The organism is Xanthomonas sp. NCPPB 3569, from assembly GCF_041475645.2.
GTDB classification, from domain to species: Bacteria; Pseudomonadota; Gammaproteobacteria; order Xanthomonadales; family Xanthomonadaceae; genus Xanthomonas; species Xanthomonas phaseoli.
The window spans coordinates 3,838,229-3,857,935 of the sequence record NZ_CM192969.1 but is presented as its reverse complement, the minus strand read 5'-3'; the positions used below and the strand labels follow the sequence as shown (position 1 = coordinate 3,857,935).

Sequence of the window (19,707 nt, the reverse complement as noted above, 5' to 3'; positions counted from 1 at the left end):
AAAACGCCGGCAGCGATGCCGGCGTTTTCGTTTGCGGCATCCGCAGGTGCACGCCGATGCCGTGCGGAAAACGCAAAGGGCGCCGTTCGGCGCCCTTTGCTCAGTCGATCGCTCAATCAACTTGCTCGCGCAGCCGGCCGAGGCGGCATGCTGCCAACTCGATCCAACCTCAGGCCGCCGCAGTTTCCTGCATGGCCAAGGCCTGCTGGTAGGCCTTGTAGGTCGCGTCGTTGTAGGCCACCAACACGATGTGCTTGGGCACCTTGTGCGAGCGCTGCCAATCGCGCGTTTCGGTCACCGCGATACGCGCGGCCTGGTACAGCGGATAGCCGTAGATGCCGCAGCTGATCGCCGGGAATGCGATCGAATGCAGCATCATCTGTTCGGCGAGTTTCAGCGACTGCCAATAGCAGTTGGCCAGTTGTTCGGGCTCGTTGTGCTTGCCGTCGCGCCACACTGGGCCAACGGTATGGAAGACATGGCGTGCCTTCAAATTGAACCCGTCGGTGATGCGGATTTCGCCGGTAGGGCAACGCACGCCCGGGCGCACCTGTGGCAACGCTTCGCAGGCTTCCAGCAAGCGCGGGCCGGCGGCGCGGTGGATGGCGCCATCGACGCCACCACCGCCGAGCAGTGATTCGTTGGCGGCGTTGACGATGACGTCAACGTCGAGTTCGGTGATGTCGCCTTGCCAGACTTCGATTCTCATAGCGCGATAATTATGCGAATTGCATGATGGGCGCGTGATGGGGAGCACGCTGCGGAATCCGCACGCTATCGGCCAGTCATCTCATCTGCTGCGACTGTCTGACCGGTCGCACTGTATGCCGTCTCGCGACATCTGGAAGCTCTCCCGGAGCGATCGGCAGCAACCATTGCCACGCGCGGTAACGCGTGTTGCGTCTACACCCAGCGGCGGACACGCGCGCAGTAGTCGTTGTAGTGGCGGCCGAATTCGGCGCGCAGACGCGCCTCTTCGAACGGGATGACGTAGCGCTGCAGCGCAAGCCACGGCAGCGGCACCAACGCAACCGCCCACAGCAGGCCAAGTTGCAGGCACAGGCCGAGGTAGCTCAGCACCAAGGCCAGGTACATCGGGTTGCGGGTGACGCGATACGGGCCGTCCAGCACCAGGCGCGAGGGATGGCCGCTGGGCATGATGGTGGTGCGCCGACGCGCAAACAGGACAAAGCAGCTGACCGCCAGCGCCAGGCCAAGACAGGCGATGCCGCCGCCAGCCAATTCGATCCAGGCCAGCGGCGAGGGAGGCGGGAGGGGCAGATCCAGCGCCTCTTGCAACCATGCGCCCAGCCCCAGGGCCAGCGCAAAGTGGACCGGGGAGGTCATTTTTACCAGCCATGGCGCCCGCGCGGCGCGGGTCTCGCTGTGTCCATACGGCTGGTTGCTCACACATCTCTCCCTACATCACGGCCGCCATCCTAACGTTTCCTTGACATGGACGGGAGTGCGGGCGTGCCGACACCCGGAAAGGGAACGGACGCTGCGCCCAGACCGCAAGACGTGCCGGGCACCTGTCACGTGCCCGATTCGGCATGACCGCGTGCGCTGTTGCCTCGCGACGACGGCCACGGATCGTGGGTACGAAGTGGCCGCCGCGACGCAGCGTCTTTCGGCGCACGTGCGCGGTTCGGCCGGGGCCGAAAAAAAGCCGCGCATTGCGCGGCTTCAGGTCTGGTCATCGCCTGTGCCCGATCAGGGCAGCCCGGCCAGCCAGTCGTCGTCGGAGCCTTCGTTGATGTCGGCAAAGAGCGGGGTGGAGAAGTAGCGTTCGCCAGTGTCGGGCAACATCGCCAGGATCACGGCGCCAGGCACCGCGCCTTCGGCCACGCGCAGGGCGGTGGCGACGGTGGCACCGCCGGAGATGCCGGTGAAGATGCCTTCTTCGGCAGCCAGGCGGCGCGCGACGGTGATGGCGTCGGTGTCTTCCACGCTCAGGACCTCATGGGCGACCTCGCGGTTGAGCACCTCGGGCACGAAGTCCGGAGTCCAGCCCTGGATCTTGTGCGGCTTCCAGTCCTGGCCTTGCAGCAAGGCGGCGCCAGCCGGCTCGGAGGCGGTGATGCGCACCTCCGGGCGCGCAACGCGCAGGACCTCACCCACGCCGGTGAGGGTGCCGCCGGTGCCCCAGCCGGTGACGAAATGGTCCAGCCGGTGGCCGGCGAAATCGCGCAGGATCTCGGCAGCGGTGGTGTTGCGGTGATAGGCGGGGTTGGCGGGATTGGCGAACTGGCTGGCCAGGAACCAGCCGTGCTGTTCGGCCAGCTCCTTCGCTTTACGCACCATGCCGCTGCCGCGCTCGGCCGCCGGGGTCAGGATGACCTTGGCGCCATAGGCACGCATCAGCTTGCGGCGTTCGATGGAGAAGGTTTCCACCATGGTGGCGACGAACTTGTAGCCGCGCGCTGCGGCCACCATCGCCAGTGCAACGCCGGTGTTGCCGGAGGTGGCTTCGACGATGGTGTCGCCGGGCTTGAGCAGGCCGCGTTGTTCGGCGTCCAGGATGATCGCCAGCGCCAGCCGGTCCTTGACCGAGCCGCCGGGATTGAACGATTCGACCTTGACGTACAAGGTCACGTTGTCCGGGGCGAGGCGTTGGAGCTTGACCACCGGGGTGCGGCCGATGGTGTCGAGGATGTTGTCGTACAGGGCCATGGGGTCTCCGTCGGAATCAGGCTGCGTGGGCCAGTGTGGGCGTGTGGGGCGTTGCGCCGGGTGAGTGCGGCGGCGAGGCGCCCAGCGGCGCGCTGCCGAACCAGTGCAGCGTCTGCGCCAGCGCCGCCACCTCGCCCAGGATCAGCAGCGCCGGAGCGGCCACGGCATGCTGCCGGGCGCTGACGGCCAGGCTGGCGAGCGTGCCGGTGATCACGCGTTGCTGCGGGCGCGAGCCGTTTTCGACCAGCGCAAACGGGGTGGAGGCTGCGCGCCCGGCCTGCAGCAGCCGCTGCTGGATGGCGTCCAGGCCGGCCACGCCCATGTAGAACGCCAGCGTCTGCCGCTCCTGGCCGAGTGCCTGCCAGTCCAGCGTGTCCAGCGAATCCTTGCAGTGCGCGGTAATCAGGCGCAGCGATTGCGCGTGGTCGCGGTGGGTGAGCGGGATGCCGGCATACGCAGCGCAGGCGATGGCGGCGGAGATGCCGGGAATCACCTGGAAGCCGATGGCGTGCGCGCGCAGGAATTCCAGTTCTTCGCCGCCGCGGCCGAACACGAACGGGTCGCCGCCCTTCAGCCGCACCACGCGGCGACCGGCGCGGGCGTGTTCCAGCATCAGGGCATGGATCTGTTCCTGCCGGGTGCTATGGCCTTGCGCCGATTTGCCCACCTCGATGAGCTGCGCGCCATGCCGAGCCAGGCGCAGGATCTGCGGGCTGACCAGGCGGTCGTGCAGCACCACCTCGGCCTGGCGCAGTGCGCGCAGCGCATGCCGGGTGAGCAGGCCGGGATCGCCGGGGCCGGCGCCGACCAGGCTCACGTTGCCGGGCGCCAGCGTGCCGATCGTGCTGCGTGGTGTGGGGGAACGCGCAGGAACCGTTGCGGACGCCGCAGGCGCGGCGTTGTGGGTCAGCAACCGGTGGGCGCTCGCCGCATCGCGCAGGGCGTTGTTGAGCGCTTCCGATTCGCTGGCGGCGATGGTGAGCCATAGCGGTTGGTCGGACTGCGCCAACCATGCCGGTTCGAACCGACCGGCCAACCAGCGCAGCTGCCCGGACTGCGCCCAGTGCCGCAACTGCGCGGTGAGCGCGGGCGCGCCCACCAGCGGCAGCGCACCGGCCTGCAGCAGCTGGCCGGTGACGCGTTCGGCATCGGCACCGCCGCCGACCACCAGGACGGCACGGCCACGCAGGTCGGCAAGCAGCGGGAACGCAGGAGTCACGGTTCGGTAGCATCAGAGAGGGAGCGCCAGACCGTAACGCCGGCTTATAGCCGTCGGAAATGACTTCATCCATCCTGAAAATAGCGTTCGGTTATAAGCTGGACCGCAGAACTCCTCTACAGTCGAAGCCCTTGTAGCGCCTCGCGCTTTTTTGGATATAAGCCATGACGCTGACCCAACTTCGCTATCTGGTCGCCATTGCCGATGCCGAGCTGAACATCACCCTGGCTGCCGCGCGCGTGCACGCGACCCAGCCCGGCCTGTCCAAGCAGCTCAAGCAGCTGGAAGACGAACTGGGCTTTCTGCTGTTCGTGCGCAAGGGACGCAGTCTGGACGCAGTGACGCCGGCCGGTGCGGAAGTGATCGAGCGCGCGCGGGCGGTGCTGTCGGAGGCCAACAACATCCGCACCTATGCGGCCAACCAGCGCCGCGAAAGCCAGGGCCAGCTGACCCTGACCACCACTCATACCCAGGCGCGCTTCGTGCTGCCGCCGGCGGTGGCGCAGATCAAGAATGCCTACCCGCAAGTGAGCGTGCATCTGCAGCAGGCCGCCGAAAGTGCGGCCCTGGATCTGCTCAGCCAGGGCGATGCGGACATTGCGGTGGTCAGCACCGCCGGTGGCGAGCCGAGCGCCGGCATCGCAGTGCCGCTGTACCGCTGGCGGCGGCTGGTGGTGGTGCCGCGGGGGCACGCACTGGATCACCCGCGCACCGCACCGGACATGCAGGCGCTGGCCGAGCATCCGCTGATCAGTTATGAATCCTCCACCCGGCCGGGCTCCTCGCTGCAGCGCGCGTTTGCGCAGGTGGGGCTGGAGCCGAGCATCGCGCTCACTGCGCTGGATGCCGACCTGATCAAGACCTATGTGCGCGCAGGGCTTGGCGTGGGATTGGTTGCGGAAATGGCGGTCAACGCGTTCGACGAGGATCTGCGCGCCTGGCCGGCGCCCGCGCCGATTGCCGAGTGCATCGCCTGGGCGGTGCTGCCGCGCGACCGCGTGCTGCGCGACTACGCGCTGGATCTGGTGCATGTGCTCGCGCCGCAAATCGACAAGCGCGATCTGCGCCGGGTGCTGGACGGTAACCAGGCGCCGAACTGGCCACTGCCGCCGACCTGGGAATCGTTGACCCAGACCATCACCAGCTGAGCGGCACGATGACCGAGCCATTGCGTCCGGCACTGAGCAGGCTATGGTCGTCCGAGCCGGACGGCGGCATGTCGCTGCAGCTGTCGGCCAGGATCGAGGGTCGCGAACATGAGGTACTGACGGTGCTCGCCGACCCGCGCGACGAAGCGTTATGGGTGGCGGTGCAGGCGGGCAGCGCGCGTGTGCAGATTCCGCTGGACGTGCTGCGCAAGGCGCTGGAGGTTGCGGCCGAGGAGGTGCATTCGGCCGCGTGGTTCGCGCGCCAGGATGCGGATGCGTCCGAGGCCTGAGGCCGCGATATAGCGTTAACACGCCCCTGGCGAGCAGTCGTCGGGCGGAATGGACGGCGCACCGGAGCCGGAGTGGACGTGCGCGCATGGTCGTTCCACACATGGGCCATCGGCCGCGTCATCCGTGCGTGCGCGCGACCTTCGGTGCTGCGCTGCAGCGCAATCGCAGCAAAAAAATACTCATAGGATCAATGGAATGCGTGCGTTCCCGACAGCGCTGCCAGGTGTGCTGTGGGTGATTTTCCCTACCCGTGTCAGGGCGATGCAGCCGGCGTCGACCGGGCGCATCAAGTTGCGCGCTGCGTTGTCGAAAACCTTTATAGCAACCATGACGCGACACTCTCGAACGTCTAGGGGTGGACGGCGCAGAGCTGGCGATGCAGGGGATCGCATTGCCGGTGTGTTTCGCGGTGTCGTCGAAGGGTTGCTAGCGCTGTCGCATCACTGTTGCACGAGGCTGTGCACAGGGCGACTGGCGCATCCGGGTCCCTGGGGAGAGGCCTGGCGTGCTTGGCGGCGGACCCGGGTCGGGAGCCCGGGTCCGCCTTTTTTGTGTTCCGCAGCGGCATCCCGGTTGAAGCTGGAACGGCGCCAAGCCGTGCCCGATGCAGTGCAGGCAGTGCGCGATCAGGGCCGGGCTGGATTCTTACACCTGCGGCGGGTTGCCGGGGCTCAGCGGTCGCCGTTGACGCGCGACTTGGCGTGGCGCGGGCAGCTGCAACGTCGGCTCGACGCGATGGAAGGGCCGGCGCGCTCTGGTCCGGCCATAGCCCGATGCCCAAACCGGTGCGACCCCAGGCGTACGCCGCGAAGCCCGAACACGCTGCGAGCCACGCATCGTCAAGCCAAGGGAATCCGCACCGAAAAACAGGTGCCGCCCTGCGGCCGTGGCCGGACGTCCACCTCGCAGCCCAACGTCTCGGCAGTGCGATGCACGATCCACAGGCCGATGCCCAAACCGTCGCTGCGCGGGTCGGCCTGGCGGAACGCCTGGAAGACCTGCTCGGGATGGTCCATGTTCAAGCCGATGCCGCTGTCGATGATGTCCACTTCCGCAAAACCGGGGCGGCGACGAGTGCCGACCAGCACGCGGCCACGCTCGGTGTACTTGATGGCATTGCCGACCAGGTTGCCGATCAAGGTGGTCAGCAGTGTGGGGTGGCTGCGCACGCGCAGCGAGGTGTGCACGTAGCGAAGGGCCAGGTACTTGTCGATGGCCGGTTGACGCCACACGCCGAGAACCGAATGCAGCACGTCTTCCAGCTGCAGCGGCTGCAGGTCCGGCATGGCGGCCTCGCTTGCGGCGGCCAGCGTGGCCAGCTCGTCCAGGCTGCGGCCGACCAGGCTGATCGCATCGCGTGCGGTCACCAAGGTCGGAATGGAGTCGACGTTGGCATGCCGGCGCATCTTGTCGATGGCGTAGGCGGCAGTGCGCAGCGGGGTCTTCAGATCATGCCCGGCGATGGCCATCAGGCGGCTGCGGTAGCGATCCGATTCCTCGGCGATGGCCAGTGCGCGGCGCAGTTCCAGCTGCGCCATGGTCTGGCGTGCCAGTGCACGCAGGGCTTCCACCTGCTCGTCGGTGAGCTGGCGTGGTTTCCGGTCCAGGACGCAGACCGTGCCCAGCGGCAGGCCGTCGGGCGTCTTCAGCAAGGCACCTGCATAGAAATAGAGCGGTGCTTCGCCAGTGACCAGCGGATTGCGCGAAAAGCGGATGTCTTCGCGCGTGTCCGGCACCACCAGCACATCGTTGTCGAGCAGCGCGTGCGCGCACATCGACTTGAACAATGGGGTCTCGCGCTCGCCCATCCCGAGCTCGCTCTTGAACCACTGGCGGTCCGCGTCGACCAGGCTGATCAGCGCGATCGGCGTCTGGCAGATGATCGAGGCAAGCCGGGTGATGTCTTCGAAGGCCGCTTCGCGCGGGGTGTCGAGAATGCCGTAGCTGCGCAGCGCCTGGAGACGCAATGCTTCGCTGGGAGGCTTGGGTGCGCAGGGAAGCGGTTCGGCCGCTCGATCGGACAGGATGGTGCTCATGCGCGCAGCTACAAGGTGGAAGCGGCAAGCATAGGGCATGCCAAGGCTCATCATGTGTCTACGGTCACAGAGGCCGGACGAAAGTGTGACTGCCGACCAGCACGGCGACGCGTGACGCGTCCGGCGTGCGGTCAACGGGCTCGGAAGCTGAAGCGGCAGGCCCAGCCGATTCTGGCGCGCCGGTTCCGGCGCATGCCTGGGCGCGGATCATTCGGGGCGACCGGTGCAACCGGGTGCGACATCCGGTCGCGCATCGGCCGCGACCATCGCCCCGGCTTGCGTGGCGGCTTACACTTCCAGGCATGCTGCGTTTGTCCCGTCGCCACCGGTTGTTGCCCCTGCTTGCCTGTCTGGCGGTGGTGCTGATGCTGGTCGCTCCGCTGATCAGCCGCTGGAGCCAGGCGCAGCCGAGCGAGCCGATGTGCATGGGCGTTCCGGCCCTGTCGGCAGAGAGCTCGCTGCATGCCGGCCATCGAACCCAGCCGCCAGCTATGGCCGTGGACGCGCAGCCCGGCGCCGTAGTGAACACGCAGCACGCCGGCAGCCACGACGCAGCGACGCATGGTGAAGCCTGCGATTACTGCGTCTTGGCCGCACGCTTGCTGCCAGTGCTCATCGTGGCGTTGCTGTGCCTGCTGCAGCTGCGGCCGACGCCGGCTCCGGCGGTCACCCAGGCAAGCGCACGCGCGGTCTTTCGATGGGCCGCACTCGGCGCACGCGGACCACCGCTGGCTGCATAAGCTGGCCCCTGTGCGGGCGTCCATGCAGCAATGCCCCGTGCGCGCCTGAGGTTGTCGGCGTCACTGCCGGGCAGTGCGGGCGACTCGCTTCTTATCCAGTGATGCCGATGCGCGCCGCGACGGTGGCAGCGCACGGCTGTGCGGCCGTGCAGTCACGGCGAAGGGTTGGTCATGCGTCTGCGGTTGTTGAAAGCGATGTGGTGCGCGCCGTCGTTGGCGTTGGTGTGGGGGCCTGCATGTGATGTGCAGGCGCAAGACGCGGCACTCACCCTGGGCAAGCTGCAGGTGAGCGAGCATGCGCAGCGCAGCCCGAGTACGGTGCGCGTGCTGAGCTCGGTGGATGTGATCGGTGGCGAGCTGCTGCACGATCAGCATGTGGACTACAGCTGGGAGCTGCTGATGCGCGCGCCCGGGGTGCAGGTTACCCAGTTCCGCATGGGTACCGATGCAGGGCGTTTTTCGTTTCGCGGATTCAATGGCGAAGGACGCATCAATGCGGTGAAACTGCTGATCGACGGCATCCCCAGCAACGACAACGCCGGCGCCATGCCGTATCTGGACGCGGTATTTCCGCAGGACATCAGCGCCATCGAGATCGTGCGCGGCACCAACGACGCGCGCTATGGCTTGAATGCCATTGCCGGCAGCGTGGACGTGCTCACCCGTACCGGCGGCAACGACGGCCGCTTGAGCGTGACGGCCGGCAGCTTCGATGCGCGCGAGGTGCAACTGAGCAAGGGGTTCGAACAGGGCGTCTGGAGCCAGAACTATGTGCTGGCCTGGCGCGACTCGGACGGCTATCGCGATCATGCCGACGCACGCAAACGCAGCGTGGCGGGCAAGTGGTTCTACACCGACCCGGACGGTGCATTCCGCGCAGGGCTCACCACGCGGTACTACGACAACCATGCCTTGGAAGCCGGCTATCTGGATGCCGCCACCGCACGTGCGGCGCCGCGCAGCTCGCCGGACTATGCGCAGGACGACCGCAGCGAGCGTCGCACGAGCCAGACTGCGTTGCATGCGGACGGTGCGCTCGGCGAGCAGGCGCAATGGAGCGCCAAGGCCTACCAGAACGACTACCACAATCAACGCTGGGTACGGTTTTCTGCGGCCGGGCTGCAGCAGGAACGCGATACCGACGAAACCCATCGCGGGCTGCTGCTGCGTAGCAACTGGCAGCCGGACTGGGGCGCGCTGCAGGCCAACCTGGAAGCCGGGGTGGATGCGCAGTGGCAGGACAACCAATCGCAGCGGTATCGCACCGTGGCGCGTGTGCGCGGGGCACAACTACGCGATTGGGACTACGACCTGCGCACGCGTGGTGCGTATGTGCAGGCGGTGCTGACCCCGATTGCACGCCTGCAGCTGGTGCCGGGGTATCGCATCGATCGTGTCGATGGACAGCTGCACGACGTGCTGGCCGGCGTCGTCGCGCCAACCTACGACTACGGCACCATCAAGCAACCCAAGTTCAGTGCCAGCTACCGCGTGGGCGAGCAGGGCAGCGTGTATGCGAACTGGGGGCGCACGTTCCAGATCGGCAGCGGCGATGGCGCCTACCGCCGCCAGCCCGGCAATCTGGGGCCCTCGATCAACGACGGCTGGGAGACCGGCTTGAAGTTCGCACCGTCGTCCCTGCTGGATGGGCGCCTGGCGTATTGGGAGCAGCGCGCCTCCGGCGAGGTGGCGACCATTTTTGGCGTCAATGGCGTGGTCGGCATCGGTGATGTGGCCAATGTCGGCCGTACCCTGCGGCGCGGTTGGGATGCGCAGCTCAACCTGCAGCCGGCCGAGCATTGGCGTGCATGGGTCTCGTATTCGCGGCAGAAGGCCAGCATCGCCACGCCCGATCCGAGCGCCCCGGCCACGCGCGGCAAGGAGATCGAAAACGTGCCGCACTGGTTGGCCACCGCCGGGCTGGAGTGGCAGGTCAGTTCGTCGGTGCAGGTGAGCGCCTGGGGCAACGCACAAGGCGATTACTACCTGGAACGCACCAACACGTTGGGCCGCACCGGCGGCTACGCCTTGCTCAACCTGGGCGCGCGCTGGGCGGTGGATGCGCGCAATGCGCTCAGCCTGCAACTGCGCAACGTCACCGATCGCGCGTATGTGTACGCCTGGTACGACAGCGGCAGCTCCGGTTATTCGCCCGGCGATGGGCGTGCGTTGTCGGTGTCGTGGGATTGGAGCTTCTAATGCACGCAACGATTGACCACGGTGGCGTGGACGAGGCACGCCAAGCCAGTCGCTGGCGCTTCTATCGCGCGGTGTGGCGCTGGCATTTTTATGCCGGGCTGCTCGTGCTGCCTTTCATCATTTGGCTGGCGGTGACCGGGGCTGCGTTCCTGTACCAGGACGCCATCGACCGCAGCGTGCACCACGGGTTGAAGGTGGTGCCGGTAGGCGATGCGCGCCTGCCCGCACAGCAGTTGGTTGCCGCTGCACAAGGGCGCTACGGCGGCAGCTTGTTTGTGTACACCACGCCCAAACGCGCCGATGCGAGCGCCGAAATCGGGCTGGTGGACGCGCACGGCGTGCGGCAGGTGGTGTATGTCGACCCATACCGTGCGCGGGTGTTGGGTGCCTTGCCCGAGCACGGCACGCTGAGCTGGACGATCCGCCGGCTGCATAGTCTTGCGCTGGTGGGGCCATATGCGCGCGGCCTGATCGAAATGGCCGGCGGATGGGCCATCGTGCTGGTGCTCACGGGGGTGTATCTGTGGTGGCCGCGCGGACGACGCGGCGGCGTGATCAGCGTGCGCGGCAAGCCGAAGCAGCGGCGGTTCTGGCGCGACCTGCACGCAGTGACCGGTGCCGGGGTTGGTGCGATCCTGCTGTTCCTGGTGCTGACCGGCATGCCGTGGTCGTGGCTGTGGGGTGCGCAGGTCAATCGCTGGGCCAATGGGCATGATTTCGGCTATCCCGCCGGGTTGCGCGTGCAGCAGCCGATGTCGCAGCAACGCTTGGCCGACAGCGGCGAGCCGGCGTGGTCGCTGCGGCAGGCGCGCCTGCCGGAATCGGTGGTGCCTGCACAGCGCGCTGGCGCGGCGGAACAACACGCGCATGGCGAACAAGCACCTGCGTTGCAGGTGGCCGACGACCATGTCGAGCACTCCGGGCATGGCGCGCCCTCGGCAAATGCAGCCCACGCAGGCAACGAAGATCACGCAGGGCACCTGGCGCAGTCGCAGCACGCGGCCCGACACGCGCACTCGGCAGACAACGTGCATGCCGATCACGGCGATTCGGCTGGATTCGCTGCGCCGGGACGCGGCGCGATCGGCCTGGATGCCGCGATGGCGCGCTTTCAGGCACGCGGCATCCAGCCGGGATATAGCGTGGCGCCGCCGCGTGGTGCGACCGGGGTCTATACCGCGTCGGTGTACCCGGCCGATCTGCGGCGGCAGCGGGTGATCCATCTGGATCAGTACAGCGGTGCGGTATTGCTGGACATGCGCTATCGCGACTACGGGCCGCTGGCCAAGCTGCTGGAATGGGGCATCAATGTGCACCTGGGCCAGCAATACGGCACTGCCAACCAGTTGATCCTGTTGTTGGCCTGCATCGCCATCGTGCTGTTGTGCGTCAGCGCTGCGGTGATGTGGTGGAAGCGCCGCCCCAGCGGTGGCTTGGGCGTACCGCCGTTGCCGGCCGACCCGCGCACATTACGCGGCCTGATGGCGTTGCTGGTGCTGTGCGGTCTGATCTTCCCGCTGGTCGGCCTGTCGCTGGTGCTGATGTGGGCGTTCGATCGTTACTGGATGCGGCGCGCACACGCCGATGCCTTGGCGGGTTGATGCGCGCGCTTTTGAGTGAGTGCAGCGCGCAGCGCGTTGCCGTTGCATCCTGGATCTCGCATGTCCATCCAGCTGCCGCAGATGCGGGTGAACGCGTCGCCCGCACACGTGCAGCCGGCAGCGGGCGGCTCTGCCGCTAGATCTCTTCGTGGATGCCGCACTCGCGCTTCAGGCCGAAGAAACGCGTGTCTTCTTCGCGCATGCCGGGTTCCCAGCGACGAGTGGTGTGGAAATCGCCGATGGACACGTAGCCTTGTTCCCACAGCGGGTGATACGGCAGATCGTGCGCTTGCAGGTATTGCCACACGTCGCGATCCGTCCAGTCGGCGATCGGGCTGATCTTGTAGCGTTCGCCGCGCTTTTGCACGATCGGCGTCTGCGCGCGGCCGCCGGACTGGCTGCGGCGCAGGCCGGTAAACCAGGTGCCCACCTCGAGTTCGTCCAGGGCCCGGCGCATCGGTTCGACCTTGCGCAGATTGTTGTATTGATCGATGCCGACCATGCCTTGCTCCCACAGGCGGCCGTGGCGCGCTTCCATCCAGGCGCGGCTGACCAGCGGGCGATACACCTTGAGATTGAGCTTGAGTCGGTCGGTCAGGGCATCGGCGAAGCGGTAGGTTTCCGGAAACAGGTATCCGGTGTCGACCAGGATCACCGGGATGTCCGGGCGCTGCTGACTGAGCAGATGCAAGGTGACCGCCGATTGCGCGCCGAAGCTGGACGACAGCGCCGCGTTCTGCGGGCCATGCTGCAGCGCCCAGGCCACGCGTTGGTCGGCACGCAGCCCTTCCAGCTGCGCATTGAGCGCGTCCAGATCGTCGAACGCGGAAGAGGTGATCGATGCAGCAGGCAGCGCGGTCATGCGAGCAATTCCAGGTCGAGGCGACGGTGCGTGGGGTAGGGCGGCAATGCGATCACGCCGGCGCGATGCAGGAAATCGCCGAAGCCTTCATCGTTGGCGTGGTCGCCTTCGGTGGCATAGCGCGCCAGCAGCGGTTCCAATGCGGCCAGGATCTCCGGCTCGGTGATGTTTTCGCGGTACAGCGTATTGAGCCGCTGGCCGCGACGGTCGCCACCCAGCATCAGGTTGTAGCGCCCGGGCGCCTTGCCCACCAGCGCAATCTCGGCCAGGTATGGGCGCGAGCAGCCGTTCGGGCAACCGGACAAGCGCAGCACGATCGGCGTGTCGGCCAGTCCGTGTTGCTGCAGCAGCGGCTGCAGCGCGGCGCTGAAATCGGGCAGGTAGCGCTCGGCTTCGGCCATCGCCAGGCCGCAGGTAGGCAGTGCCACGCAGGCCATTGCGCCGCGCGCCAGGGCGGTGGCGGCGCGGTTGCCGGCATCCAGCCCGTACTGCACCACCAGCGCATCGACACGTCCGCGCTCGCTGGCCGGCACGCCGGCGATCACCAGATTCTGGTTGGGCGTCATGCGGAACTGGCCAATGTTCAACTGCGCGATTGCGCGCAGCCCGCTCAGATGCGCTGCGGTGTCGGTGTCGGCAATGCGGCCGGCCGGCAGGGACAGGGTCAGGTGCCACAGCCTGTCTTCGCCTTCGACCCAGCCATAGCGGTCGCCGTTGTGGTCGAACGCGAACGGCTGCGCCGGTTGCAGGGCGAACCCGGCGCGGCGCTCGATCTCGGCCACGATGGTGTCCATCCCGTGGTCGTCGATGGTGTACTTGAAGCGCGCGCGCTTGCGCACCGCACGGTTGCCTAGGTCGCGTTGCGTGGTGACCACGGCAGTGGCGATATCGAGCAACTGGTCGCGGCTCACGAAGCCGATCACGTTGGCCACGCGCGGCCAGGTCTCGGCATCGCCGTGCGAGGCGCCCATGCCGCCACCGATGCTGACGTTGTAGCCCAGTAGCTCGCCGTCGCGCAGGGTCGCGATAAAACCAAGATCGTTGGCGAACACGTCCACGTCGTTGAGCGGCGGTGCGGCGAAGCCGATCTTGAACTTGCGTGGCAGATAGCGCTCGCCGTAGATCGGCTCGTCCTCGCTGCCGGAGCCGGACACGCGCTCTTCGTCCAGCCAGATTTCGTAGTAAGCCCGTGTGTTGGGGAGCAGGTGTTCGGAGACGCGCGCCGCATCGGCGTACAGCGTGGCGTGCGCCTTTGAGAGCAGCGGATTGGCCGCCACCTGCACGTTGCGATTGACATCGCCGCAGGCGGCCAGCGTATCGATCAGGGTGGCATTGATGGCCTGCATGGTGGCCTTCAATTCGCGCTTGATCACGCCATGGAACTGGAAGGCCTGGCGCGTGGTGACGCGCAGCGAATGATTGGCATAACGGGTGGCGATGCCATCCAGTGCCAACCACTGCGTGGGCGTGATCACTCCGCCCGGCGTGCGCGTGCGGATCATGAACTGGTACGCCGGCTCCAGCTTCTGCCGCCGCCGCTCGTCGCGGATGTCGCGGTCGTCCTGCTGGTAGCTGCCGTGGTACTTGATCAGGGTCTGATCGTCCTCACGCAACGCACCGGTCACCGCATCGGCCAGGCTCTGTTCCAGCGACCCACGCAGACGGCGGCTTTCGGATTTGATGTCTTCGACAGAGTGGCTCATGAGAATCGGAAATCGGGAATGGGGAATCGTGAAAAACGGCGCAGTTGGTCGGAAGAACTCGGACATGGGCTGTTCCCATTCCCGATTCCCCACTCCCGATTCTCGGCACTAATAGACATCCCGCGCATAGCGCCCCTCCACCTGCAGTTGGGTGAGATACGCGGCGGCGGCTCCGGCATCCAGGGCGCCGTGCGATGCGACGATGTCGAGCAGGGCGGCGTGCACGTCCTTGCCCATGCGGGTGGTGCCGCACACATACACGTGCGCGCCGCCCTGCAGCCAGGCATAGACCTCGGCGCCACGCGCGCGCAGGCGGTGTTGCACGTAGAGCTTTTCGGCCTGGTCGCGCGAGAACGCCAGGTCCAGCGCGTGCAGCTCGCCGCGTTGCAGGGCCAGTTGCCATTCGGCCTGATACAGGAAATCGGTATTGAAATGCTGGGCGCCGAAGAACAACCAGTTACGGCCCTTGGCGCCGGTTTCCGCGCGCTCCTGCACGAAGCCGCGGAACGGTGCCACGCCGGTGCCCGGGCCGATCATCAGGATGTCGCGATCGGTATCGGCCGGCACGCGGAAGCGGTCGTTCGGTTCGATGTACACCGGCGCAGTGTCGCCGTCGCCAAGTGCGGCCAGAAAGCCGCTGGCCGAACCCAGGTGCGCATGCCCATGCGCCTGGTAGGCGACCTCGTCCACGGCCAGATGCACCTCATCGCCCACGCGCTTGCGGCTGGAGGCGATGGAATACAGCCGCGGGGTGAGCGGACGCAGCGCGGCGAGCAGGCCGGCGTGGTCCCAATCCGCCGGCCAGCGGCGCAGTACGTCGATCACCTGGTGATCGGCGAGCAGCGACGCCAGGCCGGCAGTCTGGGTGGGGGCGAGCAGCGCTTGCAGTTCTTGCGCGCCTGCGCGCTCGGCGTGTGCGGCGAGAAACGGTCGCGACAGTTTGGTCAGTTCGCGCTGGGTAGCGAGCCATGCATGCACTGCCAGTGTCTGCTCGCCGACGGTGACTGCGGCATCGCCATCCAGCCGCAAGGTCTGCAGCACCGCATCGACCAATGCGGGTGGGTTGCGGTGGCGGATGCCCAGCGCGTCGCCCGGTTCGTAGCTCAGGCCGCTGCCTTCCAGCGAAAATTCCAGATGCCGCACGCGCTTGCCGGGCACCGCGTAGACGCGAAATCCCGGGCCCTTGAAATCGCGCCCGCTGATGATTTGATTGGACAACAGCTCGGCGGCGAACGGCTGCTGATGCGACCACACTGGCGTGGCCGGGGCGCTGCGCAGCGGCGTGACCGTGGCCGAGTGCAGGCCGCTCTTGAGCTGCTCGCGCGCATGCGTGAGCGCCTGCGCGCGCCACGGCACGGCGACGCTGTCGATGTCCAGATCGGCTTCGCCGCGCGGCTGCACGCGGCGGCCGCCCAGTTCGGCCAGGCGCTCGTCGATGCGTCGGGCGATACCGCAGAAATCGGCATAACTGGAATCGCCCAGACCCAGCACCGCGTACTTGAGCTCGGGCAACTTGGGTGCGCGACGGCCGGTGAGGAATTCCACCAGGCCGATCGCATCGTCCGGCGGGTCGCCTTCGCCCTGGGTGCTGATCACCACATACAACAGCCGCTCACCGGCCAGATCGCGGGTGGGGTAGGCATCGGCGCGCACCAGGCGCACGCTCAGACCCGCCGCTTCGGCCTCGGCGGCCAGGTGCTCTGCCTGGCGACGGGCATTGCCGGTCTGGCTGCCGTACAGCACGGTCAGGCGCTGGCCTTCCTGCACGAGTGCCTGGGCTTGTCCGCCCGGCAACACGGCCAGCGCGCGCGGCGGATGGCCCTGCGCCAACCCGGCGGTGTAACCGGACAGCCACCACAGCGCTGCGGGGTCCAGGCCGTCGACCAACCGGTCCAGCAGCGCCTTGCGCTCGTCGGGCAAGGGGCTGGGCGGTAGCGCGGAACTGGCAGCGGTCATTCGGATCCGGGGGCTTGGATGAGAGAGACGATGTTAGGGAAGCGTTGCGCCATCAGAAAGGAATTGCCGTTATCGCGTTATGCCGGGCGCTTATTTCGTGCAGTCATCAGGGCGGCACACACTGCAGCGCCTTGCCCTACCATCGGCTGGTCTGCCCGCCGACACCCACGACATTCCGATGACCCTGCCGCCGCTGTCCCATCTCGACCGGCTCGAAGCCGAAAGCATCCACATCCTGCGCGAAGTCGCCGCCGAGTTCCGGGCTCCGGTGATGCTGTATTCGGTGGGCAAGGACAGCTCGGTGCTGCTGCACCTGCTGCTCAAGGCGTTCGCGCCATCGCGGCCGCCGATCCCGCTGCTGCATATCGACACGCGCTGGAAGTTTCGCGAGATGATCGCCTTCCGCGACCGCCGCGCGGCCGAGACCGGCGTGGACCTGCGCGTGCACATCAACCCAGACGGCGTTGCGCAGGACGTTGGCCCGATCAGCCACGGTGCCGCCGTGCACACCGACATCATGAAGACCCAGGGCCTGAAGCAGGCGCTGGAGCAGGGCGGTTTCGATGCGGCGATCGGCGGGGCACGCCGGGACGAAGAGAAATCGCGCGCCAAGGAGCGTGTGTTTTCGTTTCGCACCGCGCGCCATCGCTGGGACCCGAAGAACCAGCGCCCGGAGTTGTGGAATCTCTACAACGCGCGCACCGGTCCGGGCGAGAGCGTGCGGGTGTTTCCGCTTTCCAACTGGACCGAGCTGGACATCTGGCTGTACATCTACCGCGAGAAGATTCCGGTGGTGCCGCTGTACTTCGCCGCCCCGCGCCCGGTGGTGGAGCGCGACGGTGCCTGGATCATGGTCGACGACGCACGCCTGCCGCTGCACCCGGGCGAAACCCCGCAATCGCGCTCGGTGCGCTTCCGCACGCTGGGCTGCTACCCGCTTACCGGCGCGATCGAGTCCAACGCCGACACGCTGGAAGCGGTCATCGCCGAAATGCTGGTGAGCACCAGCTCCGAGCGCCAGGGCCGCATGATCGACCACGCCCCGGGCGCATCGATGGAACAGAAGAAGCTTGAGGGGTATTTCTGATGGGCAGTGAATGGGGAATGGAGAATGGGGAATCGCAACAGCGGTTGCCGGAAGACGTCACGTTGGCGGAGAACGCTTTTGCGATTCCCGATTCCCGACTCCCAATTCCCGGCAGCATCGGTGCCTACCTCCAGCAACACGAATCCAAGCCGCTGCTGCGCTTCATCACCTGCGGCAGCGTGGACGACGGCAAGAGCACGCTGATCGGGCGGTTGCTGTACGACAGCAAGCGCCTGTTCGACGATCAGCTTGCCGCGCTGGAAAGCGATAGCCGACGGCATGGCACGCAGGGCGGGGGCATCGACTATGCACTGCTGATGGATGGGCTGGCGGCCGAACGCGAGCAGGGCATCACCATCGATGTGGCCTACCGCTATTTCGATACCGACCGGCGTAAATTCATCGTCGCCGATTGCCCAGGGCACGAGCAGTACACGCGCAACATGGCCACCGGCGCGTCGACTGCCGATGTGGCGGTGGTGCTGGTGGATGCACGCAAGGGCCTGCTGACGCAGACCCGCAGGCATAGCTACATCGTCTCGTTGCTGGGCATCCGGCATGTCGTGCTGGCGGTCAACAAGATGGACCTGGTGGACTACGACGCGCAGGTGTTCGCCGACATTGCGGAAGGCTACGCCGCGCTCGCCGCGCAGCTGGGCATCGCCCAGGTGCAGTGCATTCCGCTGTCGGCGCTGGCGGGCGAAAATCTGTCCAGCGCTTCGACGCAGATGCCGTGGTACAGCGGCCCGCACCTGCTGCAGCACCTGGACACGGTGCAGTTGGAGCCGCCGGACGCCGGTAGCGGCCTGCGCCTGCCGGTGCAATGGGTCAACCGCCCCAACGCGCAGTTCCGTGGCTATGCGGGCACGATTGCGGCCGGCCAGGTGCGCGCGGGCGACGCGGTGGTGGTGGTGCCGTCCGGGCGCCGCACGCAGGTGGCGAGCGTGCGCGGTGCCAACGGCGAGGTCGACAGCGCACGCGCCGGCCAGGCAGTGACGCTGACCTTGCGCGATGAGATCGACGTCAGCCGTGGGGACATCATTGCCGCCATCGACGACCCGCCGGAGGTGGCCGACCAGTTCGCCGCGCATCTGCTGTGGATGGACGATGCGGCGTTGCTGCCTGGCCGCCCGTACTGGCTCAAGATCGGCACCCGCACGGTGACCGTGAGCGTCAGCGAAATCAAGCACAAGGTCGATGTGAACACGCAGGAGCGACTGGCCGCCAAACGGCTGGAGCTCAACGAGGTGGGTTACTGCAACCTGGCACTGGACGAACCGATCGCGTTCTCGCCTTACGCGCGCAACCGCGTGCTCGGCGGGTTCATCCTGATCGACCGCCAAAGCAATGCCACCGTGGCCGCCGGCACGCTGGAATTTGCGTTGCGTCGCGCCGGTAACGTGCACTGGCAGCATCTGGACGTGGATCGCAGCGCACGCGCGCGCATCAAGGGCCAGGCGCCACGCGTGTTGTGGTTCACCGGGCTCTCGGGTGCCGGCAAGTCAACTGTCGCCAACCTGGTCGACAAGCGTCTGCACGCGCTGGGCTACCACACCTTCATCCTGGACGGCGACAACGTGCGGCACGGGCTCAACCGCGACCTGGGCTTCACCGACGAAGACCGCGTGGAAAACATCCGGCGCGTGGCCGAAGTGGCGCGCCTAATGGCCGATGCCGGCCTGATCGTGCTGGTGAGTTTCATTTCCCCGTTCCGGGCCGAGCGGCAACTGGCGCGCGAGCGCTTCGAGCAGGGCGAGTTCGTCGAGGTCTTCGTGGACGTGCCGCTGGCGGTTGCCGAGGCACGCGATGTGAAAGGGCTGTACCGCAAGGCGCGCGCCGGGCAGATTCCCAATTTCACCGGGATCGATTCGCCGTACGAGGCCCCCCAGAACCCGGAGATCCATCTTCACGCCGATGGTGAGAATGTAGAGGCGCTGGCGCACCATGTGCTCGAATATCTTGGGCTGGAACGCTAGGCGCGGCGAATACGGCAGGGCCGGCGGTCGTCAGGCAACGCGGCGCGTGTGCGCAGCGGCGGTGTATGACCCCATACATGCGGCTGCTGCATACCGGTGGCGTCGGTCTGACGCATGCGCAGCCAGGCCATGGTCGCGCTGACCAGCGCATCGTGCCGAGGACAGCAAGGGTCTTTGGTCATGGTGCAAAGCGCGCCCTTTCTGTCAATTCATGGC

16 protein-coding genes and 1 other RNA gene are annotated in these 19,707 nt (G+C 67.0%); 7 read left to right on the top strand and 10 right to left on the bottom strand.

Annotated elements, in window-relative coordinates; genetic code table 11:
* Positions 1 to 169: 169 nt before the first annotated feature.
* The 4 genes from ACCQ03_RS16680 to cobA form a co-directional block, all read right to left on the bottom strand.
* Positions 170 to 709 (bottom strand): O-acetyl-ADP-ribose deacetylase, encoded by a 540-nt coding sequence (locus ACCQ03_RS16680; RefSeq protein WP_209225847.1) that lies wholly within the window; start codon positions 707 to 709, stop codon positions 170 to 172.
* 194 nt (positions 710 to 903) lie between these two features.
* Complete coding sequence (locus ACCQ03_RS16675; protein ID WP_017155478.1) at positions 904 to 1,410, bottom strand: methyltransferase family protein; 507 nt, start codon at positions 1,408 to 1,410, stop codon at positions 904 to 906.
* A gap of 303 nt (positions 1,411 to 1,713) precedes the next feature.
* A complete protein-coding gene (cysK, locus tag ACCQ03_RS16670; protein WP_017155477.1) occupies positions 1,714 to 2,673 on the bottom strand; it encodes a cysteine synthase A in 960 nt (319 codons plus the stop codon).
* A 16-nt stretch (positions 2,674 to 2,689) separates the two neighbouring features.
* Entirely contained in the window at positions 2,690 to 3,892 is a 1,203-nt protein-coding gene (gene cobA, locus ACCQ03_RS16665) for a uroporphyrinogen-III C-methyltransferase (RefSeq protein WP_209225849.1), read from the bottom strand.
* Between the two features lie 164 nt (positions 3,893 to 4,056).
* Here cobA and ACCQ03_RS16660 point away from each other — a divergent pair, with 164 nt between their 5' ends.
* Positions 4,057 to 5,040, top strand: coding sequence for a LysR family transcriptional regulator (locus tag ACCQ03_RS16660; RefSeq protein ID WP_209225851.1), 984 nt, complete (start codon positions 4,057 to 4,059; stop codon positions 5,038 to 5,040).
* Between the two features lie 8 nt (positions 5,041 to 5,048).
* Positions 5,049 to 5,330 (top strand): hypothetical protein, encoded by a 282-nt coding sequence (locus tag ACCQ03_RS16655; RefSeq protein WP_209225853.1) that lies wholly within the window; start codon positions 5,049 to 5,051, stop codon positions 5,328 to 5,330.
* A 13-nt stretch (positions 5,331 to 5,343) separates the two neighbouring features.
* Here the strand turns inward: ACCQ03_RS16655 and ACCQ03_RS16650 are convergent.
* Positions 5,344 to 5,418: non-coding RNA, sX9 sRNA (locus ACCQ03_RS16650), on the bottom strand.
* Between the two features lie 752 nt (positions 5,419 to 6,170).
* Positions 6,171 to 7,367 (bottom strand): sensor histidine kinase, encoded by a 1,197-nt coding sequence (locus ACCQ03_RS16645; protein ID WP_057661169.1) that lies wholly within the window; start codon positions 7,365 to 7,367, stop codon positions 6,171 to 6,173.
* A 302-nt stretch (positions 7,368 to 7,669) separates the two neighbouring features.
* Between ACCQ03_RS16645 and ACCQ03_RS16640 the strand changes: the two genes are divergently transcribed.
* The 3 genes from ACCQ03_RS16640 to ACCQ03_RS16630 all read left to right on the top strand — a co-directional run bounded on the left by ACCQ03_RS16640 (position 7,670) and on the right by ACCQ03_RS16630 (position 11,907).
* On the top strand, positions 7,670 to 8,107 hold the full coding sequence (locus tag ACCQ03_RS16640) for a DUF2946 family protein (RefSeq protein ID WP_057661167.1): 438 nt from the start codon (positions 7,670 to 7,672) through the stop codon (positions 8,105 to 8,107).
* A gap of 195 nt (positions 8,108 to 8,302) precedes the next feature.
* The gene (locus ACCQ03_RS16635) at positions 8,303 to 10,306 is read left to right on the top strand and encodes a TonB-dependent receptor (RefSeq protein ID WP_209225884.1); all 2,004 of its coding nucleotides are present in this window, start codon (positions 8,303 to 8,305) and stop codon (positions 10,304 to 10,306) included.
* Positions 10,306 to 11,907 carry a PepSY-associated TM helix domain-containing protein gene (locus ACCQ03_RS16630; protein WP_209225855.1) on the top strand — a complete coding sequence of 534 codons (1,602 nt, stop codon included), beginning with the start codon at positions 10,306 to 10,308 and terminating at the stop codon, positions 11,905 to 11,907. Before ACCQ03_RS16635 ends, ACCQ03_RS16630 begins: the two co-directional genes overlap by 1 nt.
* Before the next feature lie 136 nt (positions 11,908 to 12,043).
* Here ACCQ03_RS16630 and ACCQ03_RS16625 read toward each other — a convergent pair whose 3' ends face one another.
* The 3 genes from ACCQ03_RS16625 to ACCQ03_RS16615 form a co-directional block, all read right to left on the bottom strand.
* Positions 12,044 to 12,769, bottom strand: coding sequence for a phosphoadenylyl-sulfate reductase (locus ACCQ03_RS16625; RefSeq protein ID WP_209225857.1), 726 nt, complete (start codon positions 12,767 to 12,769; stop codon positions 12,044 to 12,046).
* The gene (gene cysI, locus ACCQ03_RS16620; RefSeq protein ID WP_209225859.1) at positions 12,766 to 14,472 is read right to left on the bottom strand and encodes an assimilatory sulfite reductase (NADPH) hemoprotein subunit; all 1,707 of its coding nucleotides are present in this window, start codon (positions 14,470 to 14,472) and stop codon (positions 12,766 to 12,768) included. Before cysI ends, ACCQ03_RS16625 begins: the two co-directional genes overlap by 4 nt.
* A gap of 108 nt (positions 14,473 to 14,580) precedes the next feature.
* Complete coding sequence (locus ACCQ03_RS16615; protein WP_209225861.1) at positions 14,581 to 16,428, bottom strand: assimilatory sulfite reductase (NADPH) flavoprotein subunit; 1,848 nt, start codon at positions 16,426 to 16,428, stop codon at positions 14,581 to 14,583.
* A 178-nt stretch (positions 16,429 to 16,606) separates the two neighbouring features.
* Between ACCQ03_RS16615 and cysD the strand changes: the two genes are divergently transcribed.
* Together cysD and cysN are read left to right on the top strand one after the other, a co-directional pair.
* On the top strand, positions 16,607 to 17,515 hold the full coding sequence (gene cysD, locus ACCQ03_RS16610) for a sulfate adenylyltransferase subunit CysD (RefSeq protein WP_057677734.1): 909 nt from the start codon (positions 16,607 to 16,609) through the stop codon (positions 17,513 to 17,515).
* 17 nt (positions 17,516 to 17,532) lie between these two features.
* Positions 17,533 to 19,491: a sulfate adenylyltransferase subunit CysN gene (gene cysN, locus ACCQ03_RS16605; RefSeq protein ID WP_370512605.1), complete on the top strand. Its 1,959-nt coding sequence runs from the start codon at positions 17,533 to 17,535 to the stop codon at positions 19,489 to 19,491.
* Here cysN and ACCQ03_RS16600 read toward each other — a convergent pair.
* Complete coding sequence (locus tag ACCQ03_RS16600; protein WP_082341365.1) at positions 19,488 to 19,673, bottom strand: hypothetical protein; 186 nt, start codon at positions 19,671 to 19,673, stop codon at positions 19,488 to 19,490. The two genes, cysN and ACCQ03_RS16600, sit on opposite strands and share 4 nt — an antisense overlap.
* Between the last annotated feature and the right edge of the window lie 34 nt (positions 19,674 to 19,707).